Source organism: Bacillus sp. AFS098217, from assembly GCF_002551815.1.
In the GTDB taxonomy this organism is placed as follows: domain Bacteria; phylum Bacillota; class Bacilli; order Bacillales; family Bacillaceae_G; genus Bacillus_A.
Genome location: NZ_NVPR01000160.1, coordinates 1 through 23902 on the forward strand (window position 1 = coordinate 1; position 23902 = coordinate 23902).

The 23902-nt window shown below is 37.3% G+C and carries 27 protein-coding genes and 1 other annotated feature; of the genes, 18 read left to right on the top strand and 9 right to left on the bottom strand.

The features are described 5' to 3' along the window. From COO03_RS24270 to murC, 3 genes are all read left to right on the top strand, one after another. Positions 1-2095: DNA translocase FtsK (locus tag COO03_RS24270; RefSeq protein WP_142316283.1), on the top strand; the 2095-nt coding region annotated here is incomplete at its 5' end. A gap of 60 nt (positions 2096-2155) precedes the next feature. Further along, entirely contained in the window at positions 2156-3274 is a 1119-nt protein-coding gene (locus COO03_RS24275; RefSeq protein ID WP_097899529.1) for a nicotinate phosphoribosyltransferase, read from the top strand. A gap of 279 nt (positions 3275-3553) precedes the next feature. Further along, the gene (gene murC, locus COO03_RS24280; protein WP_097899530.1) at positions 3554-4864 is read left to right on the top strand and encodes a UDP-N-acetylmuramate--L-alanine ligase; all 1311 of its coding nucleotides are present in this window, start codon (positions 3554-3556) and stop codon (positions 4862-4864) included. Positions 4865-4981: 117 nt separating this feature from the next. Here the strand turns inward: murC and COO03_RS24285 are convergent, their stop codons facing one another. Then, entirely contained in the window at positions 4982-5659 is a 678-nt protein-coding gene (locus tag COO03_RS24285; RefSeq protein ID WP_097899531.1) for a hypothetical protein, read from the bottom strand. Then, entirely contained in the window at positions 5656-6000 is a 345-nt protein-coding gene (locus COO03_RS24290; RefSeq protein ID WP_097899532.1) for a PadR family transcriptional regulator, read from the bottom strand. Before COO03_RS24290 ends, COO03_RS24285 begins: the two co-directional genes overlap by 4 nt. A 120-nt stretch (positions 6001-6120) precedes the next feature. On the opposite strand from COO03_RS24290, the gene COO03_RS24295 reads away from it, so the two are divergent. The 3 genes from COO03_RS24295 to COO03_RS24305 are packed head-to-tail and all read left to right on the top strand — an operon-like array spanning position 6121 to position 8036. Beyond that, positions 6121-6534 carry a MerR family transcriptional regulator gene (locus COO03_RS24295; RefSeq protein WP_097899533.1) on the top strand — a complete coding sequence of 138 codons (414 nt, stop codon included), beginning with the start codon at positions 6121-6123 and terminating at the stop codon, positions 6532-6534. Continuing rightward, positions 6524-7432, top strand: coding sequence for a DMT family transporter (locus COO03_RS24300; protein WP_097899534.1), 909 nt, complete (start codon positions 6524-6526; stop codon positions 7430-7432). Before COO03_RS24295 ends, COO03_RS24300 begins: the two co-directional genes overlap by 11 nt. A gap of 55 nt (positions 7433-7487) precedes the next feature. Next, positions 7488-8036, top strand: coding sequence for a GNAT family N-acetyltransferase (locus COO03_RS24305; protein ID WP_097899535.1), 549 nt, complete (start codon positions 7488-7490; stop codon positions 8034-8036). Between the two features lie 69 nt (positions 8037-8105). On the opposite strand, the gene COO03_RS24310 is transcribed toward COO03_RS24305, so the two are convergent. Then, positions 8106-9221 carry an aminopeptidase gene (locus tag COO03_RS24310; RefSeq protein ID WP_097899536.1) on the bottom strand — a complete coding sequence of 372 codons (1116 nt, stop codon included), beginning with the start codon at positions 9219-9221 and terminating at the stop codon, positions 8106-8108. Between the two features lie 142 nt (positions 9222-9363). Between COO03_RS24310 and COO03_RS24315 the strand changes: the two genes are divergently transcribed. Then, positions 9364-9912 (top strand): DUF948 domain-containing protein, encoded by a 549-nt coding sequence (locus COO03_RS24315; protein ID WP_097899537.1) that lies wholly within the window; start codon positions 9364-9366, stop codon positions 9910-9912. A 1-nt stretch (position 9913) separates the two neighbouring features. Continuing rightward, positions 9914-10240 carry a bacillithiol system redox-active protein YtxJ gene (gene ytxJ, locus COO03_RS24320; RefSeq protein WP_097899538.1) on the top strand — a complete coding sequence of 109 codons (327 nt, stop codon included), beginning with the start codon at positions 9914-9916 and terminating at the stop codon, positions 10238-10240. 43 nt (positions 10241-10283) lie between these two features. Here ytxJ and COO03_RS24325 read toward each other — a convergent pair whose 3' ends face one another. Then, positions 10284-10568, bottom strand: coding sequence for a hypothetical protein (locus tag COO03_RS24325; RefSeq protein WP_097899539.1), 285 nt, complete (start codon positions 10566-10568; stop codon positions 10284-10286). A gap of 342 nt (positions 10569-10910) precedes the next feature. Here COO03_RS24325 and COO03_RS24330 point away from each other — a divergent pair, with 342 nt between their 5' ends. From COO03_RS24330 to COO03_RS24345, 3 genes are all read left to right on the top strand, one after another. Continuing rightward, positions 10911-11981: a bifunctional 3-deoxy-7-phosphoheptulonate synthase/chorismate mutase gene (locus tag COO03_RS24330; RefSeq protein WP_097899540.1), complete on the top strand. Its 1071-nt coding sequence runs from the start codon at positions 10911-10913 to the stop codon at positions 11979-11981. A gap of 266 nt (positions 11982-12247) precedes the next feature. Then, complete coding sequence (gene ccpA, locus COO03_RS24340) at positions 12248-13258, top strand: catabolite control protein A (protein ID WP_373605265.1); 1011 nt, start codon at positions 12248-12250, stop codon at positions 13256-13258. Between the two features lie 134 nt (positions 13259-13392). Beyond that, positions 13393-13665: a DUF3917 domain-containing protein gene (locus tag COO03_RS24345; protein WP_097899542.1), complete on the top strand. Its 273-nt coding sequence runs from the start codon at positions 13393-13395 to the stop codon at positions 13663-13665. A 47-nt stretch (positions 13666-13712) separates the two neighbouring features. Here COO03_RS24345 and mscL read toward each other — a convergent pair whose 3' ends face one another. The 4 genes from mscL to COO03_RS24365 all read right to left on the bottom strand — a co-directional run bounded on the left by mscL (position 13713) and on the right by COO03_RS24365 (position 16939). After that, positions 13713-14111: a large conductance mechanosensitive channel protein MscL gene (mscL, locus tag COO03_RS24350; protein WP_097899543.1), complete on the bottom strand. Its 399-nt coding sequence runs from the start codon at positions 14109-14111 to the stop codon at positions 13713-13715. Positions 14112-14481: 370 nt separating this feature from the next. Next, positions 14482-15648, bottom strand: a complete 1167-nt coding sequence (locus COO03_RS24355; protein ID WP_097899544.1) for an acetoin utilization protein AcuC — start codon at positions 15646-15648, stop codon at positions 14482-14484. After that, on the bottom strand, positions 15645-16289 hold the full coding sequence (locus COO03_RS24360; protein WP_097899545.1) for an acetoin utilization AcuB family protein: 645 nt from the start codon (positions 16287-16289) through the stop codon (positions 15645-15647). Before COO03_RS24360 ends, COO03_RS24355 begins: the two co-directional genes overlap by 4 nt. Positions 16290-16306: 17 nt before the next feature. Next, entirely contained in the window at positions 16307-16939 is a 633-nt protein-coding gene (locus COO03_RS24365; RefSeq protein WP_097899546.1) for a GNAT family N-acetyltransferase, read from the bottom strand. Between the two features lie 176 nt (positions 16940-17115). Between COO03_RS24365 and acsA the strand changes: the two genes are divergently transcribed. The 6 genes from acsA (at position 17116) to COO03_RS24395 (ending at position 22140) form a co-directional block, all read left to right on the top strand. Then, entirely contained in the window at positions 17116-18834 is a 1719-nt protein-coding gene (gene acsA / locus COO03_RS24370; RefSeq protein WP_097899547.1) for an acetate--CoA ligase, read from the top strand. 167 nt (positions 18835-19001) lie between these two features. Continuing rightward, a complete protein-coding gene (locus tag COO03_RS24375; protein ID WP_097899548.1) occupies positions 19002-19457 on the top strand; it encodes a hypothetical protein in 456 nt (151 codons plus the stop codon). Further along, entirely contained in the window at positions 19438-19983 is a 546-nt protein-coding gene (locus COO03_RS24380) for an RNA polymerase sigma factor (protein WP_097899549.1), read from the top strand. Before COO03_RS24375 ends, COO03_RS24380 begins: the two co-directional genes overlap by 20 nt. Next, a complete protein-coding gene (locus tag COO03_RS24385) occupies positions 19964-20209 on the top strand; it encodes a hypothetical protein (RefSeq protein ID WP_097899550.1) in 246 nt (81 codons plus the stop codon). The genes COO03_RS24380 and COO03_RS24385 overlap by 20 nt, the downstream gene beginning before the upstream one ends. Positions 20210-20309: 100 nt before the next feature. Further along, positions 20310-20537, top strand: a binding site (T-box leader). A gap of 68 nt (positions 20538-20605) precedes the next feature. Further along, on the top strand, positions 20606-21862 hold the full coding sequence (gene tyrS, locus COO03_RS24390; RefSeq protein WP_097899551.1) for a tyrosine--tRNA ligase: 1257 nt from the start codon (positions 20606-20608) through the stop codon (positions 21860-21862). A 143-nt stretch (positions 21863-22005) separates the two neighbouring features. After that, positions 22006-22140, top strand: coding sequence for a transporter (locus COO03_RS24395; RefSeq protein ID WP_097899552.1), 135 nt, complete (start codon positions 22006-22008; stop codon positions 22138-22140). Positions 22141-22338: 198 nt separating this feature from the next. On the opposite strand, the gene COO03_RS26700 is transcribed toward COO03_RS24395, so the two are convergent. Beyond that, positions 22339-22764, bottom strand: a complete 426-nt coding sequence (locus COO03_RS26700) for a DUF3862 domain-containing protein (RefSeq protein WP_141523309.1) — start codon at positions 22762-22764, stop codon at positions 22339-22341. A gap of 564 nt (positions 22765-23328) precedes the next feature. Between COO03_RS26700 and adhP the strand changes: the two genes are divergently transcribed. Further along, positions 23329-23902: alcohol dehydrogenase AdhP (gene adhP, locus COO03_RS24410; protein ID WP_097899554.1), on the top strand; the 574-nt coding region annotated here is incomplete at its 3' end.

A 23902-nucleotide genomic window follows, 5' to 3' on the forward strand; every position in this document is an offset into this window, starting at 1 on the left:
AGAAGAACTAGTAGAAGAAACAGAGGAAGCTTCTGAGGAAGAACTAGTAGCGGAAGCAGAAGAAGCAACGGAACCAAAACTTCTAGAAGATACAACGATTACAGAACAAACTGTTATTGCTGAGCAAGAAACAATCGATTTGAAAGAAGAAAACGATGTGTTCGTGCCAACTTCAGAAGCAGATGAGCAAACGAAGAAAGATGTTCAAGACTTTGCAAATGTCTTAATAGAAGAGGTAGAAGAAAAGAAAGCAGTTGTTGAAGAAAATTCTGCTCCTACTAAGCAAAAAGAAGAGCCGAAGCGTGAGAAAAAACGTCATGTACCGTTTAATGTTGTGATGTTGAAACAAGATAGAAAGAAACTAATGGAAAAATATGCAGCAAGAATGAATACAGCGCAAGCTCCTGTAGGACAACGGATAGAAGAGAAAGAGACAATGCAACAAGCAGCAGTGGAATCTCAAGTGGAAGAAAGACCAGTGCAACAAGCAGCAGTGGAACCACAAGTGGAAGAGAGAGCAATGCAACAAGTCGTAGCGGAATATCAAGTAACAGAACAACCTGTTCAACAAATGAAAGTGTCAGCACCTGCTTCAAATATAGAAGTACAAGAAAAAGCATACGTTGTAGCTCAAAGAGTGAATGATGTGCGTAATGTACTGCAAACGCCGCCTGAATATGCGATGCCACCATTAACATTGTTGACAATTCCGAGTCAAGCAACGTTAGATAATACGGAATGGTTAGAAGAACAACAAGCGTTATTAGATACGACGTTTAATAATTTCAATGTTGGAGCTCATGTTATTAATGTTTCACAAGGACCGGCGGTAACTCGCTTTGAAGTACAACCTAATCCTGGTGTGAAGGTAAATAAAATTACAAACTTAAGCGATGATATTAAGCTGAGCTTAGCTGCAAAAGATATTCGAATTGAAGCACCGATTCCAGGGAAAAGTGCAATCGGAATTGAAGTTCCGAATAAAGAAAGTAAACCTGTATTCCTAAGAGAGATTTTAAGAAGTCCTGTGTTTACACAGAGTGAATCACCGCTTACAGTTGCACTTGGGCTTGATATTTCTGGGGCACCGATTGTAACGGACATTCGAAAGATGCCACATGGACTGATTGCTGGTGCGACTGGTTCAGGGAAAAGCGTGTGCATTAATGCGATCTTAACGAGTATTTTATATAAAGCGAAACCACATGAAGTGAAATTGATGCTAATTGATCCAAAAATGGTTGAGCTTGCACCATACAATGCTGTTCCGCATCTTGTAGCACCTGTTATTACAGATGTGAAAGCAGCTACAGCAGCGTTAAAGTGGGCAGTTGATGAGATGGAACGTCGCTATGAATTGTTTGCACATGCTGGAGCTCGTGATTTAACTCGCTATAATACAATTGTAAGTGGACGAGAAATTCCAGGTGAGACATTGCCATATATCGTCATTGTTATTGATGAGTTAGCTGATTTAATGATGGTTGCTCCTGGCGATGTTGAGGAAGCAATTTGCCGCATTGCACAAAAAGCACGTGCTTGTGGTATTCATTTATTAGTTGCAACGCAGCGTCCATCTGTAGATGTTATTACAGGGTTAATTAAATCAAATATTCCAACGCGTATTGCGTTTACAGTATCATCTCAAGTGGATTCACGTACAATTATTGACATTGGGGGCGCGGAAAAATTACTTGGCCGCGGTGATATGCTATTTTTAGGAAACGGTACGTCTAAACCAGTTCGTGTGCAAGGCGTATACGTATCGGATGATGAAATTGAAAAATCAGTTGAACATGTGAAAAAACAAATGAAACCAAACTACTTATTTAAGCAAGAGGATTTATTGGCGAAAACAGAGCAACATGAAGCCGAAGATGAACTGTTTGTTGATGCATGTCAATTTGTTGTAGAACAAGGAGGGGCGTCCACATCTTCTGTACAGAGAAAATTCCGCATCGGTTATAATCGTGCGGCACGTCTTATTGAAGAGATGGAAGCACAAGGGATTATTTCTGAAGCAAGGGGAACAAAACCAAGAGATGTCCTTATTTCAGAGGATGAATTTGCTGCTATGCAGGAAACGAATGTATAGGAAGCGGTTTTGCTGTATACTAAGAGAAAATGTTGGATAGTAAAGTAGGGAGTAAACGACATGAAAGAAATTGAATTAAAATTAAAAGGTGAAATGAATCGACTAACAAATAAAACATTTAAATTTGATGAACGAGTTGGAGAAGGCTGGTTCTCTGCCGTTTACTTTTTAAAAACTCGTGATATTATTCAAGAATTTCGCCCGAAAAGTGTTGTAACGATGCAATTCTTCCAAAAAGAACATGCGGTACTTTGCGGAACAGATGAAGTGTTAGCATTGTTACAAACATTCGCTGAACATCCAGAAGAGCTTGAGATTCATTCTTTAAAGGATGGAGACAAAATTCAGCCGTTTGAAACAGTTTTAACAATTACAGGACCTTATGAATATTTCGGGTTTTTAGAAGGTGTAATCGATGGGATTTTAGCTCGTCGTACATCTGTTGCAACAAATGTATATAATGTTGTACAAGCTGCTCGTAGCGGTGAAAAAGAAAAACCAGTTATTTTCATGGGAGACCGTGATGATCATTATACACAGCAAGCTGGTGATGGGTATGCTGCGTATATTGGTGGCATGAGTGCACAAGCAACACATGCAATGAATGAATGGTGGGGTAAGAGTGGAATGGGGACAATGCCACACGCATTAATTCAAATGTTTAATGGTGATGTTGTAGAAGCTGCAAAAGCATATTATAAAAAGTTTCCAGAGGATGACCTCGTTGTACTGATTGACTATAACAATGATGTGATTACAGATGGGCTTCGCGTTGCACGCGAATTTGGTTCAGAATTAAAAGGTGTGCGCATTGATACATCACGTACAATGATTGATCAATATTTCATTCGTCATCCAGAAGTACTTGGAACATTTGATCCGCGTGGTGTAAATCCATCCCTTGTTTTCGCGCTTCGTAAAGCGCTTGATGAGGAAGGATTCCAGCATGTAGATATTGTTGTAACTGGTGGATTTGATGAAAAACGTATTCGTGAATTTGAAGAACAAAATGTTCCTGTAGATTTATATGGAGTAGGTAGTAGCTTATTAAAAATGAACATTGGCTTTACAGGTGATAACGTGGAATTAAATGGTAAGCCAGAGGCGAAAGCTGGACGTAAATACCGTCCAAACCCACGTCTAGAGCTTGTTCAATTAGAAAAAAGAGAAGAAATGTAAGAAGAGGAGAAACTGATAGGAAATTGACCCTATCAGTTTTTCTGTTATCATAGTATCACGGCTTGTTTTTTGCTATAATAGGTTTGTTATGGACATAAAAGAAGTACGTACGTGTTTATCCCGATTGGCGAGAGCAAATCATGAATGGAGAGAAAAACGACATTGATGAAAGTTCCGCTTTATCGAAAATGTATGATGATTACCAAAATAAGAAAAGATTCATATACTGTCTTATAGATAGGCCGTTGTATTAGTTCGAAATGTTGGAGGTTCTTTAAGATGACAGTTTACCATTTTGTAGGAATTAAAGGGACAGGAATGAGTTCATTAGCGCAAATTCTTCATGACATGAAGCATACTGTTCAAGGGTCTGATTATGAAAAGCGTTTCTTTACACAAACAGCATTGGAAAAGCGTGGTATCTCCATCCTTCCTTTTGATAAAAACAATGTAAAAGAAGGACAAGTGATTATCGCAGGAAATGCATTTCCTGATACGCATGAAGAGATTGTGGCAGCAAAAGAATTAAATATCCCAGTACACCGTTACCATCATTTTTTAGGGGATCTTATGAGTAAGTATACAAGTGTTGCGGTAACAGGTGCGCATGGAAAGACATCAACGACAGGTTTATTAGCCCATGTAATGCAAGGTGCAAACCCAACATCTTACCTTATTGGAGATGGAACAGGGCATGGGGTAGAAAATAGTAAGTATTTTGTGTTTGAAGCTTGTGAGTATCGTCGTCATTTCTTGTCGTATTATCCAGACTATGCAATTATGACAAATATTGATTTTGATCATCCAGATTACTTTGCAGACATCAATGATGTATTTAGTGCATTTCAAGAGATGGCATTGCAAGTGAAAAAAGGGATTATTGCATGTGGTGATGATGAAGAACTTCAAAAAATTCAAGCGAAAGTACCTGTTATTTTCTATGGATGTGGTGAAGATAATGATTTCCAAGCTCGTAACATTCAAAAGAGAACAGACGGTACTGTATTTGATGTATTCGTTCGTAATACGTATTATGAAACGTTCAAAATTACAGGATACGGAAATCACAGCGTATTAAATGCATTAGCAGTTATTGCGCTTTGCCATTATGAAAATGTTGATGTAGAGGTAGTAAAACATCAACTAACTACTTTTGAAGGCGTAAAACGTCGCTTTAATGAAAAACCGATGGGAGAACAAGTCATCATCGATGATTATGCACACCATCCGACAGAAATTAATGCAACGATTGAAGCTGCTCGTCAAAAGCATCCAGAGCGTGAAATTGTCGCTGTCTTCCAGCCGCATACATTCTCACGTACAGAAAAATTCTTAGATGAGTTTGCAGAAAGTCTAAGCAAAGCTGACCAAGTATATTTATGTGATATTTTTGGATCAGCACGTGAAAACAAAGGTGACTTAACAATTCAAGATCTGCAAAAACGTATTGATGGTGCAGAATTGATTACTGATACAACAACGAATGTATTAAAGAAACATAAAAACGGCGTTCTTATTTTCATGGGCGCAGGTGATATTCAAAAATTCGAAGCGGCTTACGTGAAAGAAGTGCAAGTTGCAGAGAAGTAAGAAGAAAGGCGCACAGCTGAGCTGTGCGTCTTTTTTTGTGTGCTGTTGGGGCTTGTGCTGGTGTCGAATTTAGTCAGTAAGTCGATATTCCTTGTTGAAACGTCGATATAATTGGAGTTACGGTCGATATATTGAAAAATCGCTGATAGATTGGTGATGCATGTTCTTTTTATATTGTTGTTGCAATAAGAAGATGTATATAGCGCTACAAATTAAATATCCGATTAAGTAATAGAGTGAAAACATATCAATTTGTTTCGTCATCATAATTCGAACAGCAAAGAAAGCAAAAGGAAGCGCGATGAACATGCTTGTGCCAAATGAAATGATTCTTTTAAAATAGGATAGTAAATCACTATTCCAATAATTTTTTCGGAATATGAACCAAAGGTTGCTTGCCACAAATGCTAGTAAGAATGGCAAACAGGCAGAGACATTGATAAATCCAAGTATGATTGGTACAGACAATGCCCCGAATGCACCGATAGAAAGACCAGTATAATATCTAATAAATGTATTTGTAGAATGTTGGCCAGCAAGAGTAATATCTGTATATTCTGCTGTTATCTCTTGAGCTAATTGTTTTGGCGGAAGAAATTCTTGTACGACTTGTTGTGGAATGAGCGCTAATGCTATCCCTTTGTTTGCTTTTTCTAATGCCTGTTCATATAAGTCGGATTTAATTTCTAACACGTGCTGTTTTCTTATTTCTACAGGTAAATCCATTAAAGGTTGGTTAAAATCATGTAAGAAAGAAGTAACGTATTGATCTGCAAAAAACACATCTTTGTTCATTTCTTATCATCCCCTTTTGCTAGTAGCATGAGAGAGTGGTAAACTGCATCATAATCTTCTAAACGATTATGTAAAATTTCTCTCCCTTCATCTGTAATCCGATAGTATTTTCTTTTCGGTCCATCACCAGACTCTTCCCAATAAGAACTGGCCCAATTGTTTTTCGTAATTCGATTTAATATAGGGTAAATCGAACCATTTGGAATATGAAATACAGGAGTTTCTTGTAACGCACTTGTAATCTCATATCCGTACATAGGTTTCTTACTTATTAAAGACAAAATAGCGAGATCAAAAACACCTTTACGTAACTGAACAATAAAATTATCATTTTTTTCCATACTTTAACTATATATGATTCATATCTAGATATCAATCATATATAGTGCTTTTATTTATGTATTGACCTAGAGTTAACTCTAGGTTGTAAGATAAATATGTGAAAACAAGGGGGAGAGAACATGTATAAGATTGGTGAAGTAGCAGAGTTAACGGGGATGAGTATTCATACGCTTCGCTATTATGAAAAGTTAGGATTATTACCACCACCAACACGAAATAGTGGTATTCGCCAATATACAGAGGCTGATGTACGCTTATTAAAATTTTTATATTCGTTAAAACAAACGGGTATGTCACTAGAAGAGATGGGGGAGTTTGCAAGTGATGGCTGCATTATAGAAGAAATTAGGAAAAGAAAAGAGGAAGTGCCAGCCAAAATAAAAAAACGTATTATGATTTTAACGAGTCATTTGGAACGCTTAAAAGAACAGCAAGAGCAACTAGAGCGTGTAGTAGAACTAACAGAGGATAAATTAGAAATTTATTATGGTTTCTTAGAAGGCAAAGCCTTGGAGGATAACAATGAAAAATAAAGTGTATCTTCAGTTGCTAGGTTTTGCACTCTTTACGGGCGGGACATTTAATGTATCGAAATACGTAGTACAATATTTTTCAGCGGTTCACATTGCCGCGTGGCGTTTTGGAATCGCTGCTTTTGTGATGCTATGTATTTTGATAGTAAGAAAGAACTTTGAACGAGAAATATGGAAACAAAATATTGGCTATTATGTTTTGCTAGGTTTAGTTGGTGTATTTGGTTTTAACTTCTTTTTCTTCCTAGGAATGAAACATACAGAAGCGATAAATGGTTCGCTTATTATGGCAACGAATCCGCTTGTTACAACAATATTGGCAAGTGTAATTTTGCGAGAACGAATTGTAAAACGGCAAGCTATCGGAATGTTATTTGCACTGCTTGGAGTCATTTTCGTTATTACGCAAGGGGCGTTTTCAGCGCTACAAAATTTAGCATTTTCAAAAGGTGATTTCTATATTTTATTAGGGAATATTTGCTGGGGTTTATATGGTGTGCTAGGTAGAAAGTTTATTAAGAACGGGAACCCGTTGCAAACAACAACATATACAATGACGGTTGGAGCGCTTGCTTTTATTATGGTATCTTTCATGCAAAAAAGTGTAGTGCCAATTCCAGAAGTTCCTCTATTCGCATGGCTATCTATCTTATTTATGGCGATTGGAATGAGTGTACTTGGTTACCTCTGGTGGAATAAAGGAATCGCGCAAATTGGAGCGGCAAAAACATCGTTATTCTTTAATTTAGTTCCTGTTGTTACGATGCTTATTTCCTTTGTAGAAGGAGTAAATATAACAACTGCGCAATGCTTAGGAATGATTTTAGTTATTACAGGAGTCCTATATTCTTCAGGTTTTCTTGCAATAAAATCAAAAAGAGAAAGCATGAATGTATAACATTTTTTATCTATAAATGTTAGAATAATAAGAAAATATAAAAAGGGATAACGAAATGTTTACACTTCGAGTCGATGATGAAATTGAACTGCAATTGTTAGAAAAACATCATAAAGAAGAGTTATATCAATTAGTAGATCAAAACAGGGGGCATTTAAGAAAATGGCTTCCGTGGGTAGATGGGACAAAATCCGCTGATGCATATGACGAAATTCTTCCGATGTGGCTAAAGAGATTTGCGGCTGGAGACGGTTTTGAGACAGGGATACGTTATAAAGGAAAGCTTGTTGGGATGATAGGGATTCACGAGATAAGTTGGGCAAAGAAAGCAACGAGTCTTGGGTATTATCTTGCAGAAGAAGCAGGAGGAAAAGGAATTATGACGCGAAGTGTAAAAGCGGTGCTTCGCTATGCGTTTGAAGAATTACAATTGAATAAGATAGAAATTCGTTGCGGGATAGACAATCAGAAAAGCCGCGCAATTCCAGAACGTTTAGGTTTTAAGTTAGACGGCATTTTAAGAGAGGAAGAATGGCTATATGACCATTTTCATGATATCGCTGTCTATAGTTTACTAGCTTCAGAATGGAAGGAGATTCGATGAATAATACAGAAAATTGAAAAGTGCAATATGTAAAAGAACGCTCCTTTCAAAAGGAACGTTCTTTTATTTTTATTTTAAATTCTCTGGGTTTAAAGCTTCTAATTCAGGTACAACGAAGCGTCCGTCTTTACGGATTAATACGTCGTCGAAGTAGATTTCACCGCCGCCGTATTCAGGGCGTTGGATACATACTAAATCCCAGTGGATGTTAGAGTTGTTGCCGTTCCATGCATCGTCGTAAGCTTGTCCAGGAGTGAAGTGGAAGCTGCCGTCGATTTTTTCATCAAATAGGATGTCGCCCATTGGATGTAAGATGTATGGGTTTACGCCGATTGCGAACTCACCAACGTAGCGCGCGCCTTCATCTGTATCAAAGATTTTGTTGATGCGTTCTGTATCGTTTGCAGTTGCTTCAATGATTTGGCCATTCTCGAATTTAAGTTGTACATTTTCAAATGTATAACCATTGTAAGGAGATGGTGTGTTATAAGAAACTGTACCGTTAACAGAATCGCGAACTGGTGCAGAGTATACTTCACCGTCTGGAATGTTTAAATGACCAGAGCATTTAATAGCTGGAATGTCTTTAATAGAGAATGTTAAGTCAGTTCCAGGGCCAGTTAAGCGAACTTTATCTGTTTTATTCATTAATGCAACAAGGCTATCCATTGCCTTATCCATTTTACCGTAATCTAAGTTACATACTTCGAAGTAGAAGTCTTCGAAAGCTTCTGTGCTCATTTTTGCAAGTTGTGCCATAGATGCATTTGGATAGCGAAGAACAACCCAGCGTGTTTTTGGAACACGGATGTCTCTATGTACTTTTTTACCAACTGTTTGACCATGGATTTTCATGCGTTCACTTGGAACGTCTGCTTGTTCGTTAATGTTATCGCCTGAGCGAAGACCGATGTAAGCATCCATGTCTTTCATTACGCTTGCTTCATATGCGGCGATTTGCTCAAAGTGTTCTTCAGTAGCGCCCATTAATAAAGAGCGATCTACTTGATGATCTTTTAAAGAAACGAATGGGAAACCACCAGCTGCATATGCTTCTTTTACAAGTGCAGTTACAAGTTCTTTTTGTAAACCAAAGTTTTCGATTAATACTTTTTCGCCCTTTTGTAAGCGGATTGAGTAGTTAATTAAATTATGCGCTAACTTTTCAATACGTGGATCTTTCATATGTAAAGCCTCCCTACTAATTGTGTATCCTTTCTTATTGTAACCTACTTGCTGGAATTTGTTTAATGATTTATGTTACATTTGACGAATAAGTATGAAAATTCTAATGGAACTACAAGGATTAGAACGAAACGGAAAATGATTGTATAATAGGAGAAAGTATGAAAAAGATAAAGGAAGTGATGAGATGCAAGTTCTTTTATATGTAAGTGCAGCTATTATTGCAGTTGCTTTCGCTGTATTGGTGGTATATGCATGCAGAACGTTATTATCGGTTCAAAAGACGCTTGAAAACGTCGCAAGCACGCTAGAAGGATTAGAGAAGCAAATGCAAGGGATAAGCGTAGAAACGGAGCAATTATTACATAAAACGAACGCGTTAGCTGATGATATTCAACAAAAGTCACAATCGTTAAATAAAGTAATAGAAGGTGTAGATGGAATCGGAACGACAATTCATTCTTTAAATACGAAGTTTCGTAATGTATCGGATTCTGTGACGAATGAAATTGAGAACAATGCAGATAAAGTTGCGCAAGTTGTACAATGGAGTAGTGCGGCGATTGAAGTATATAATCATTTTCGGGCGACTAGACAAGAAAAAAAGCTAGAAAAAGCAGAGAAGAAGTTAGAGAAAGCAGAGAAAAAAGAGAAGCGTTCTAGACTTCCAATTCGTATGAGAGGTGAGTAACGTGAGCATGACAAAAATTGAAACAATGGAAGAATTTGAAGCATTATTAGAACAGCCAGAGCCATATATTCTTTTCAAACATAGTACAACATGCCCAATTAGCCACGGCGCATATACAGAATTTCAGGCGTATTGTAATGAGGCAAAAGAAACACCAGCATATTATTTATTCGTACAAGATGCGAGAGAGGTTTCGAACCGTATTGCAGAACACTTTGGTATTAAACATGAATCTCCACAAGTGCTATACATAAAAGATGGGATCGCAGCATGGCATACATCCCATTGGAATATTAAGAAGCAAACTTTAGAAGAGAACGTGAAGTAGGAAGAAGCAAGCGAATATGCTTGCTTCTTTTTATGGAAATGATTTAACGCGGGCTCTTACGTTTAAGAAGATACAAAAGGGTTTCCTGGAAATCCTTTTGTTTTCTTTCGTTATTCAATATTTTATCGAGTTTTGCAAAACCTACAATTAAGCGGATATCTCTATGTTCTAAAAAAAGTTGTGTATGTTCAGAGAATAATGGCCGAAACCATTGCTCATTTCTTAAGCGTTTTAAATTTTCATTAATTTTTTCTTCTGTTGGAAAACGCTCTGCAGCTTCCAATTGAGTAATGAGATTTCCTAAAATCTCGAGTAACGTAGTATCCATAACACACGTCCTTTCTCTCATATATTATGTATATAGGATTAGAAATAGTATGTTCTTCATTTCTTAGTAGTATCGAAAATGGAGTTGCTTACTGAATATGACATAGTAGCGTAAGCTTTTAATTTTTGTTATTTATTCTCTTCATATCGTATGAAAACCTTCAAATATATTTTTGGAATGGATGGTAACAAAGCTTTTTTCCTAAGGAAATAAGAGAACGATTCCGAGTGCAATGTATATCATGTGACAACCTGACGTCTATTCGATATAATAAGTTAGCTTAAACGTGATAATACAAGTAATGTAACATATATAAACAATTTTGAAAGAGGTGGCTTTCTTATGGCATCACAAGAATTAGATCGTTTACGTTCTCAAATTGACCAAATGAATCTACAAATTTTAGAATTACTAAATGAAAGAGGTCGTCTTGTTCAAGAAGTCGGTAAATTAAAAGAAGTGCAAGGTGTAAAACGATTTGACCCTGTACGTGAAAGAAGCATGCTTGATTTAATTGCAGAAAATAACGATGGACCATTTGAAACATCGACTCTTCAGCACATTTTTAAACAAATTTTTCAGTCAAGCCTGGAATTACAAGAAGATGATCACCGCAAAGCGCTTCTTGTTTCACGTAAGAAGAAAGCAGAAGATACAATTGTTGATATAAAAGGTGAAAAAATTGGCGATGGTAATCCGCATTTTATTATGGGGCCATGTGCAGTAGAAAGCTATGAGCAAGTACGTCAAGTTGCCGAAGCGATGAAAGAACAAGGTTTAAAATTGATGCGCGGTGGTGCATTTAAACCTCGTACATCTCCTTATGATTTTCAAGGTCTTGGTGTAGAAGGACTGAAGATTTTACGCCAAGTTGCAGACGAATATGATTTAGCCGTTATTAGTGAAATCTTAAATCCAAATGATATTGAAATGGCATTAGATTATGTAGATGTCATTCAAATTGGAGCGCGCAATATGCAAAACTTTGAACTGCTTAAAGCTGCGGGCGCTGTGAAAAAACCAGTATTATTAAAACGAGGTTTATCCGCAACAATTGAAGAGTTTATATATGCGGCAGAATATATTATTGCACAAGGGAACGGCGATATTATTTTATGCGAGCGCGGCATCCGAACATATGAGAAAGCAACGCGTAACACGCTAGATATTTCCGCTGTTCCGATTTTAAAGAAAGAGACGCATTTACCTGTTGTAGTCGATGTAACGCATTCTACAGGGCGTCGTGATCTTCTGTTACCGACTGCAAAAGCAGCGATGGCAATCGGAGCTGACGCGGTTATGGCTGAAGTGCATCCTGATCCAGCTGTTGCGTTATCAGATTCAGCACAACAAATGGATATTCCAGAATTCAATGAGTTTATGAAAGAATTAAAAGCATTTCGCGGTAGATAATAGATCATTCTTTTTTCGTCTATGCGACATTGGTTGCATAGACTTTTTACAGAAAATATCCTTTTTTGCATAAAAAATACGAAAATACGAGAAAAGAAGCGAATTTTTTCGAAACTTTTGCGGGAAAATATTGTATGAGCCTGTATTTTTATCGTATCATTAGTAAAAGGACTCGGGACGATTGGCGACATCTTCAAATAGAGTTGATGTCTTTTTTTCATTCAAGTGAACCGATACATAAAAATAGATAACATAATATAGAAGGAGTGTGCAAAGAGATGAACGTAACAATCTATGATGTAGCGCGCGAAGCAAACGTTTCAATGGCAACCGTATCACGTGTTGTAAACGGTAACCCAAACGTAAAACCTACAACAAGAAAGAAAGTATTAGAAGCAATTGATCGCTTAGGATACCGTCCAAATGCGGTAGCACGTGGACTAGCAAGTAAAAAGACAACTACAGTAGGTGTTATTATTCCAGATATCTCAAATACGTTTTATGCAGAACTTGCACGCGGAATTGAAGATATCGCAACAATGTATAAATATAACATCATTTTGAGTAACTCTGATCAAAATAAAGAAAAAGAGTTCCACTTATTAAATACAATGCTTGGGAAACAAGTGGACGGGATTGTATTTATGGGTGAAGATATTACAGACGCCCATGTAGAAGAGTTTAAAAAGTCTCCAGTACCAATCGTACTAGCTGCATCATTTGATGAGCAAAATGAGACGCCATCAGTAAATATTGATTATACACAAGCAGCTTATGATGCAATGAAGCATTTCCTCGAAAAGGGTCATAAACGTATCGGCTTCGTATCTGGTCCTTTCATCGACAAAGCGGGAAGTGCAAAGAAATTACAAGGTTATAAAAAGGCTTTAGAAGAAGCTGGTATTGCATATGATGAAGAGCTTGTAATTGATGGAGATTACACATATGACTCAGGTCTAGAAGCATTTGAAAAGCTTTGGGGACTTGATCAAAAACCAACAGCAATCTTCGTGTCTTCAGACGAAATGGCATTAGGTGTAATCCATGCGGTACAAGATGTTGGACTAAATGTACCAGAAGATGTAGAAGTACTTGGCTTTGATAACACACGCCTTGCATTAATGGTGCGCCCACAACTGTCAACAGTTGTACAACCAATGTATGACATCGGTGCAGTAGCAATGCGTCTATTAACAAAATATATGAACAAAGAAAAAGTAGAAGATCATACAGTTATCTTACCTCACCGTATTCAATTTAGAAATTCAACGAAGTAAGAATAGAAAGAACTCGCAGCGTGGTGCTGTGAGTTTTTTTGTTTCAATCATACGTCGCTTAAGAGTAATTTTTCCTATTACAACGCAATGTCATGTATAATAGAAAGAAAAGGGTTGTGAGGGGAGGAGAAGAAATGATCGTTCTTTGGATAATTACGCTTTGCATGACTGCTTTTTTTGCTTATATGACGTTAAAACAAAATGGTTTAAAGCGATTTATTCCAGGAAGTATTCTTGCCGGAATTGCCCTTATCACGTATGTAACTTCTATTTTTATAAAAAATGTTTCAGTCAGCTTGAGTGCAAATTTTGTATTTGTAGGAATTACATTATTTGCAGGTTCAATTATGGTATTAATGGTTGCCGGTATTATTTTGTTCATTCATATGAATTCTGAAACGTTATAAGATATAAAAAAGGCATGTCCCACCGGGCATGCCTTTTGTCCGTTCAATTATGCGTTGTCTTTTGAAGCATTTTGTTGTTTCAATAGGTCGCGAATTTCGCCAAGAAGTATTTCTTCTTTTGTTGGTTTTGGTACTTCTTCTTTCTTTTCTTCTTCTTTTTTGAATGCTAATTTATTGAACAGCTTAATGAATAAGAAGATAGAGAATGCGATAATTAAGAAGTCAACAACCGTTTGAATGAATACACCGTATTTTACAACAGCCTTTCCAAATGTAAAGGAAAGCCCTGTGAAGTTTACTCCACCAAGTAGTAATCCAACTAATGGCATGATAACATCGCCTACTAATGAAGAAACAATTTTACCAAATGCACCACCGATGACAACCCCGACAGCTAAATCTAGGACGTTCCCTTTTAAGGCGAACTTTTTAAACTCGTTCCACATGTATAATTCCCATCCTTTCTACGATTCACTATGAAATTTATAAGTCCTATCAACATATTTTATAGAAATTTATATTAGAAATAAAGAGTGAATGGGAATGAAAGTGAATTCAGAAAACTGTATCCGTTTTCTTCTATAAAATCCAAATTATGTGATTTTTATTTCGGTAGATTATAGTAATGAATCTAGCATTTTTTGTGTGATACTATATAAATCTATTTTAATTTTTCAACATATAAGTCGCTGCTATGCATGGCCAAATGCTCTCGTCTACCTAAAAAAGAATAGGAGCAAATCTCCTATTCTTTTATTCTGTAAAAGCCCGATTTGTGAGGGCGAATAATCAGTAGAAAATCTTTACTGATTTTATTTAATATAAAGCCTTTTTTGTATTATTCCGAATAATTTCAAGGGATTTTGCTACTGTTAATGCATTTTTTTCTTCGATTTCTTGTTTTCGAGGGATAGGATTATACATGTTGTTAGGGTCTTCCCATGTGAGGGGAAGTTCGGCAGTTGCTTGTCCTTTCCAAGCTTCAATCCATTCTGGAGGGAGATAACCTGAGATGTTTTGGATGTTATTCATTTCGAGCCAAATAAGTGCCCACGCTCTTGGGACGACGCGCCACATGTCGTAGCCACCGCCGCCAACGGCAATCCAGCGTCCGTTGCAGTATTCATTTGCGATTTCGTGAGCAAGCTTTGGAATCTCGCGATAAATTTGCATTGTTGCACAAAGGTGTGTAAGTGGATCGTAATAATGCGCATCAGCGCCGTTTTGCGTTAAAATGATATCTGGTTTAAAGTAAGCGGCCACTTCTTTCACAACGGTGCGATAAGACTGTAAAAAAGAATCATCTTCTGTGAAGGCATCGAGTGGAACATTAAAAGAATAACTGTATCCAACGCCTTGTCCGCGCTCATTGACTGCACCAGTTCCAGGGAATAAATAGCGCCCTGTTTCATGAAGTGAAATCGTACAGACGTTAGGATCATCATAAAAAGACCATTGAACACCATCACCGTGATGAGCGTCTGTATCGATATATAACACGCGCAATCCATATTTTTCTTGGATATATTTAATAGCGATAGAGCTATCGTTATAAATACAAAAGCCAGATGCTTTGCCGCGGAACCCATGGTGTAAACCGCCACCTAAGTTTAACGCATGCTTTGCTTTCCCGGACATGACTGCATCAACAGCTGTTAATGTACCGCCAACAAGTAATGCACCGGCTTCATGCATATGAGGGAACATTGGTGTATCTTCTGTTCCAAGGCCGTATGTTACCCCGATTGATTTCTCTAATTTTCCTTCTCCAGCACGTTTTACCGCATTTATGTATTCCTCTGTATGAATCAAAGTAATCTCCTCGTCTGTTGCCATCCTTGGCGGAATGACTTGAGAAGGAGAAATAAAGCCACTCTTTACTAATAAATCGTACGTGAGTGTAACGCGAAGTTGATTAAAGGGATGTTCAGGGCTAAAAGAATAGCCCCGAAAATGATCTGAGTAAATGAAGGCGCTCTTCATGCCTGCATCCCCATTATATTTGGCCATAAGACATGGTGTCCTTTTGCTTCTAATGCTTCAATCACCCTTAGAGGATTCATCGTTTGAATGCGGAAAACGAGTACTTTATGATTCTCATCTTTTGCTGGATAGACAAGAACGCTTACGATATTAATTTGTAGCTCACTAAAAATAGCAACTACTTTGCCTAGAATACCGGGTTCATTTTTTACTTGAATTTCAATTTGTGAACTCGGCTGATGAGCACCCGTTAGTTTGACGAGTGTGTGCAGTACTGTCGATTCTGAAATGATTCCAACAAGCTTTCCGCCTTTTGTAACAGGAAGACAGCCAATTTTATTTTCAAAAAATAGAGTCGCAATTTCTTCAACGAAATCGAGAGGATGGCACGTCATCACAGGGTGTTTCATAATGAGCTGTATCGGTTGCTTTAGCATATCGAGTGAAACTTGTTCATCCAGAATAGACGGGCTTGCATCTCGTACATCGCGGTCGGAAATAATGCCGACGACATTGTTATCATGATTTACAATTGGAATGTGCCGAATGTTTTTTGAGCGTATTGTTCGTAGAGCGGTTTCTATCGTATCATCTGGGTGCAGTGCGATTACATCGTGATTCATAATCTCTTCTACAATCATTTTATAGGTCTCCCCTCTTAATACATAAAGCGATTTTGAAAGCGTAAGCGGTCGAATGCTTGGATAGAGTTTGTATCAACGCGTTTTCCGATGCGAACCATTAAGCAGTTAGCAGGATGGGAACAAATTTCTGGATCATCTGTTGCCATCCATTCTAAATCACCGGCATTCATCATTTTCTCCATCACTTTGCGATATTCCCAAACATTTAAACCAGTTTGTTTTAAATCCCAATGCCAATAGTATTCAGTCGTTAATATAATATAATCTTCCATATGATCATCCATCATCGAAACTTCTAATAGATTTTTTCCAACAGAGCAGCCGCGGAATGCTGGAATGACTTCAATTGCCCCGAGTTCAATTAAATTCTCTATATTTCCTTCTGACCACCGCTCTAGCGGATCAGGATATAGGTATGTAACATACCCGACAATTGTTTGATCATGTCTAGCGATAAGAATGCGAGCTTCTGGTAACTTAGAAATTTCGACAATTGCTTTATATTGCTGATCAGCAGGGCGAAAGGCAACTAAGTCTGGATGAAATTCATACATTTCGAGATTATGTGTAGATACAGGACCTTCAATGATTAAGGTTCCTTTTGCTGTTTTTAAATTTCTAGCATTATATATTTTTTTATGAATCAATGTTTTGCTCACCACCTTGAGGGTTTGTGAATCTACTATTATCGTACTTTATAATATATGCGATGTGAATCGAATTTTGTCAGTAAAAATATGTCTAAAAATCAACAAATATACTGAAAATTTTAAATAATGCTATTATAATAGATAATAGAATACATAGGAGGGGGATGTAAAGCATGAAAATGGAAACGCTTCCTGTCATTAAAGGAGAAAATAATTTGTTGAATTATGGAGAAACATACGCAGGCTTCAACTGGGAAGAGGTGAATAAAAACTTTTCTTGGTATGAAACAGGCCGAGTGAATATGGCATATGAGGCAATTGATAAACATGCGAAATCTGATCGAAAAAATAAAGTAGCACTTTATTATCAAGATGGATCACGCAAAGAAAAATATACATTTAAAGAAATGCAGGAGTTCTCTAACAAAGCGGGAAATGTCTTGAAAAACTATGGTGATGTGGAAAAAGGAGATCGCGTTTTTATTTTCATGCCGCGTTCACCGGAATTATATTTCGCACTTCTTGGTGCAGTGAAATTAGGCGCGATTGTTGGGCCGTTATTTGAAGCATTTATGGAAGGTGCGGTACGCGATCGCCTAGAAGATAGTGAAGCGAAGGTGCTAATTACGACGCCCGAATTGTTAGAACGTGTACCACTGAATGACTTACCAGCGTTAAAGACAGTCTTTCTTGTTGGAGAAAATGTAGAAGACGGCGGAAAGCTTGTCGCGTTTAATCCATTATTTGAACAAGCTTCTAACAAGCTGCAAATTGAATGGTTAGATCGTGAGGATGGATTAATTCTTCATTATACGTCTGGTTCTACAGGGAAACCAAAAGGAGTTCTTCATGCGCAAAATGCAATGGTGCAGCACTATCAAACAGCAAAATGGGTGTTAGATTTAAAAGAAGACGATGTATACTGGTGCACAGCTGATCCAGGCTGGATAACAGGAACTGCCTACGGTATATTTGCACCGTGGTTAGTCGGAGCGTCAAACGTTATTGTAGGAGGACGCTTTAGTCCAGAGGCATGGTATGAAGCGTTGCAAGATTATGGTATAACGGTTTGGTATAGTGCACCAACAGCGTTCCGCATGCTTATGGGAGCTGGCGAAGAAGCAATTAAAAAGTACGATTTATCACAGCTGCGTCACGTACTAAGTGTTGGTGAGCCATTAAATCCAGAAGTAATTCGCTGGGGAATGAACGCGTTTGGCCTTCGTATTCACGATACATGGTGGATGACAGAAACAGGGGCACAAGTTATTTGTAACTATCCTTGTATGGAAATTCGCCCAGGATCAATGGGGAAGCCAATTCCAGGTGTGAAGGCAGCGATTGTTGATAACGAAGGAAATGAAGTACCGCCATATACAATGGGGAACTTAGCGATTGCTAAGGGATGGCCAGCTATGATGCGCGCTGTTTGGAACAATCCGCAAAAATATGAGTCTTACTTCATGCCGGGAGATTGGTATGTATCAGGTGACTCTGCTTATATGGATGAAGATGGATACTTCTGGTTCCAAGGACGTATTGATGATGTAATTATGACGTCTGGTGAGCGTGTTGGTCCATTTGAAGTAGAAAGTAAATTAATCGAGCACGCTGCTGTAGCAGAAGCTGGTGTAATTGGTATTCCGGATCCAGTGCGCGGAGAAATTATTAAAGCGTTTATCGCACTGCGCGCAGGGTATGAAGCGTCCGATGAATTAAAAGAAGAGATTCGCCAATTTGTGAAAAAAGGTCTTGCAGCTCATGCGGCGCCAAGACAAATTGAATTCCGAGATAAATTACCAAAAACGAGAAGTGGTAAAATTATGCGACGCGTATTAAAAGCGTGGGAGTTAAACTTACCAACAGGCGACTTATCAACGATGGAAGATTAAGAGAGAAAGGTCTGAACGATGTTACGTTCAGGCTTTTCTTTTTGTGCGATCATGTAGTAGTTGGCGGGAATCCTGCGAAAATAATTAAAAAAATAAAATAATTTTTGAACCATTTGCCTCCAGTATTTGTATAAGTTTATGACAGGATAGATTAGGAGGCGGTTTATATGCAGAATAAATGGATGCTTATTTTTGCTTTATTAGGAATTATAGTCGTATTTTCTTGTGGCACGTTATTGCCTATGGCGATAGGATTTAAGGTTTCGATGATTACTGGGGGAATTATTATGATTGTTATGTTTTCTATCATTTTCCCTTTTGATAAGAAGCATGTTGTACGAAAAGAAGGATATAAAATTGATTTTATAAAAACAAAAATATATTTTCGCTGGAATGTATTTGATACAATTTCAGTTTGTCTTGCAGTGTACGCATGTATATGTGTGCAAGCGTTAAATATTTTAGTTTCAAGTGGGTTTACGATTCAAAACCCATATGTTCAGTTTTTTACGAACCAAGCGCAGGTTTGGACATTAGTCGCAAGTATTTATTTAGTTAGCCGAATCTCTTTAACGTTAAAGGGGATAAAGGAGATTAAAAAACATGGTGCAGATTGGGATTGAGGAAGAGCTCATGCTTGCATATCAAAATGGAGATAAGCAAGCTGGAGAAAAACTTTATGTTTTGATCAAACCAGCGCTATATACATTTTTGTATCGATTTAACCGTGATGAGCAATTGAGTATAGATCTCGTTCAAGATACGTTTTTATCGTTAGAACGTAAGAAGCATATGTATGAGATTGAAAAGGGGAAAATTAAAACGTATTTGTTTCAAATCGGCTATCGCCTTATGATTAATAAATTGAATCGAAGAAAAAAGTGGCGCTCTCTTTTACCGTTTTTAGTACCGATTCAGGAGAAGGAGTTTTCACAAGAAGACCGGCTCACCGTAAGAGAGGCAATTTTGAAAGTTCCTGAGGATCAGCGGGCTGTCCTGATTCTTTCCTATTATCATGATATGCCGCAAAAGGAAATCGCAAAGGTGCTTAATATTCCTGTAGGAACGGTGAAATCTAGGCTTCATAACGGCATTAAGAAATTGAAACAATTGCTGGAGGTGGATGAAATTGAACGAAAATCCCTTTGATAAGGAATATAGATTGAGCCAGCATTTAGATAGCGATCATGTGGAAATTCCTGATTTTCCGCAAAAAGTTAATATGGGAGATCGTTTTTTACGTTTTCTTGCGTCTCCAGCAAAAGATCCTGTGGCAGCGACGATTGGGAATGATTTATCAATTGCGTTTCATGTATCGTTATTAGCTGGTGTTCCGGTTCTTTCTGTTATTATGATACTTATTGCGAGTCTCTAGTTAAGGAATTGTGTATAGCTTTAAAGTGGAAAGATAACGTATGATTTTCTTCGATTTGACACATAATAGTAAATAATGATATAAAGAAAAGTATATAAATAATTGAGCGTGGAAAGGGAGAAGTAGTGATCATTTCCCTGTTTTAGAGAGCTGATGGTCAGTGGGAATCAGCACATAGATGATCGCGAATTACGCCCCTGGAGCATCTTTTTTCGATTGAATCGTATTCAAAAGGGAAAAGACGGTGTTGAGCCGTTATGTGAATGAGGTGGTAGGCTTTTTTGCCTACAACTAGGGTGGTAACGCGATGATCAAAATCGTCCCTTATTTGAGGGGCGATTTTTTTTATGTTTTCACATTTCACGCTCAAGTAATGTAAAGGAGAGTATGTAGAATATGGGTATTTTACAAGATCTTGAATTTCGCGGATTAATTAATCAGCAAACAGATGCGGAAGGTTTACAACAATTATTAGAAAAAGAAAGTGTAAAATTATACTGTGGTTTTGATCCAACAGCGGATAGCTTACACATCGGCCATATGTTACCGGTATTAATGTTACGTCGTTTCCAATTAGCTGGTCATCAACCAATCGCACTTGTTGGTGGTGGTACAGGTATGATCGGGGACCCAAGTGGTAAAAAAGCAGAGCGTACATTAAATACGAAAGATACAGTTGCTTACTACACAGAAAGTATTAAAAATCAGCTTTCAAACTTCTTAGAGTTTGAAAATGTAGAAAACCCAGCAACAATGGCAAATAACTATGACTGGCTTGGAAACTTAGATGTCATTACATTCTTACGCGATATCGGTAAAAACTTCGGTTTAAACTATATGTTAGCAAAAGATACAGTAGCATCTCGTTTAGAGACTGGTATTTCATTCACTGAGTTTAGTTACATGATTTTACAATCATATGACTTCTTAAACTTATACCAACAACATAATTGCCGTCTACAAATCGGTGGTAGTGACCAATGGGGTAACATAACAGCTGGTCTTGAATTAATTCGTAAATCAGAAGAAGATGCGAAAGCATTCGGTTTAACAATTCCACTTGTTACAAAATCTGACGGTACGAAGTTTGGTAAAACAGAGGGCGGCGCAATTTGGTTAGACCCAGAAAAAACAACTCCTTACGAGTTCTACCAATTCTGGATTAATACAGATGACCGTGATGTTGTTAAATACTTAAAATACTTCACATTCTTATCTCATGAAGAAATTCTTGAGCTTGAGAAGCAAGTAGCAGAAGCACCAGAAAAACGTGCAGCACAAAAAGCATTAGCAGCTGAAATGACTGAGCTTGTTCATGGTAAAGATGCATTAGAGCAAGCAATTAAAATCTCTGCAGCATTATTTAGTGGTTCTGTAGCTGAATTAACTGCAAATGAAATTGAGCAAGGTTTCAAAGATGTACCATCTGTAGAACGCAGTGCAGAAGATACAGTATTAATCGACTTGCTTGTTGAAAGTAAAATTTCACCATCAAAACGCCAAGCGCGTGAAGATGTAACAAATGGTGCAATTTACGTAAACGGTGAGCGTACACAAGCACTAGATTATGTTGTAACAGAAAAAGATCGCATTGAAGGTAAATTTACAATTATCCGCCGCGGTAAGAAAAAATATTTCTTAATTCGTTACTAATCAAGTAGTATGAAAAAAGGCTTTGGGGAGATAGATTCCCCAAAGCCTTTTTTGTTTTAATCTTCTCTCTATGTTCATACGGAAGTCACAAGTGAGGAGTATGATGTATGTATAAGATAGAAAGAAAGGAGTGGTAACACAAAATGTCACTAGAAGCGCTCATTATTTTTTCTTTGCTAAATGCGGGTCAGCTTGCGGAGAATACACAAAGCACTGTACATATACATAAAAATCCTGCAGATGCTTATGTATATGTGGAAAAACAAGAAGATAAATAAATTTATTATATATATATCGTATGAATAATGAAAAAAACTCTCATGTGAGAAGGGATTGATTGACTATTATCGATAAAGTGTCAGTCAATGGATTACCACAACATAAAGTACGTAGCAGTAAGAATAAAACATACTATGTTACTGAAGCGAAAAATATAAACGATTAAAGCCGACTCTTATATGAGTCGGCTTTAATCGTTATTTCATTCCCATTTGGCCTTTGCTAGATGCAAGCTTTTGTCCGTCTTTCTCCATGAAAGTTACGTTAAAGTTAGCACCAAGATCGCCATTAATATTTTTAGTCCAGCTAGCCATAATCATTTTCATATCACCGGCTTGTGACTCAGATTTATTAGATGGTTCACCGAATTTAGCAACCAAATCTTCATATTTGTCTCCGCCTTCACCAGACATAGAATCTCCAACTTTAATCGATTCATAGTCAGCAAGCGTGATTTTCTTTTGTTTTTCTTTTTGTGGCTGCTCTTGCTTAGATTCTTGTTTTGGTTCAGCATTCGTTTTAGTTGCTTCTTTATTATCTTTGCTACCAGAACCACTTGCTGCGGCAACGATAATAACAACGATTACCCAGAACCACCATTTTTTATAGAAAGGCTTTTTCATCTAGTGTACCCCCAATATGTATATTTCGGATATAAGTATATCAGACTTTTAGGGTATTATTATTTTTTTGAAAAAACATATTATTTTCTATGCATAAATTTGCATCCAAGGAAGTATTGTCCATTAAATCCTTATTTTTGTACATTTATTAGATTTTCAAAGGGCATCTAGAAATAGAATATAGAACGTTTTATAAGGGGATATTTATTTTTTTAGAATAATTTTTAGGTAATCTATAGTTTTTTGTGAAGGTGAGTTTTTATCATTTTCTATATACATTCTATTTACTATCCACCCTCCATGCATTCCGGTATCTCGTGTAGCCTTCATTTCTACATAAGATTCCCAGTATGGTTCAAGTAAATTTCCTTCTGCAGAAGTTATTTTTTTAATTCTTTTCGTATTTACTAGGGAATTTTTTTTCTTTAAAGGCATCGAAAACGCTTTATATAACAGTTCAAAATTTGTTTAATACTTCACGATATTTTTTTAAAATTCTGTGTTATGGTTAACTGGTAAAGATTAACTTATTAAAATTCTAAAACACTAAAGGGGAAATCACATATGAAAGCAGTAGTGGTTAAGAAAAACAGCAAAGCAAACATCGAAGTTATTGAAAAAGAATTACGTCCGTTACGCTCAGGCGAAGCATTAGTAGATGTAGAGTATTGTGGAGTTTGCCATACTGACTTACACGTTGCAAATCATGATTTTGGTAACACAGATGGCCGCATCCTTGGTCACGAGGGTGTAGGTATTGTTACTAAAATTGCTGATGATGTTACTTCACTTAAGATTGGTGACCGTGTAAGTATCGCATGGATGTTCCAATCTTGTGGACGTTGTGAGTATTGCGTAACTGGTAGAGAAACATTCTGCCGTGAAGTTAAAAATGCTGGTTATACAGTAGATGGCGGCATGGCTGAACAATGTATCGTTACTGCTGATTATGCGGTAAAAGTACCAGAAGGATTAGATCCTGCTCAAGCATCATCAATCACATGTGCAGGTGTAACTACATACAAAGCTATTAAAGTATCAGATATTAAACCTGGTCAACCTATTGTAATCTACGGTTGTGGTGGATTAGGTAACCTAGCGATCCAATATGCTAAGAATGTATTTGGTGCAAAGGTAA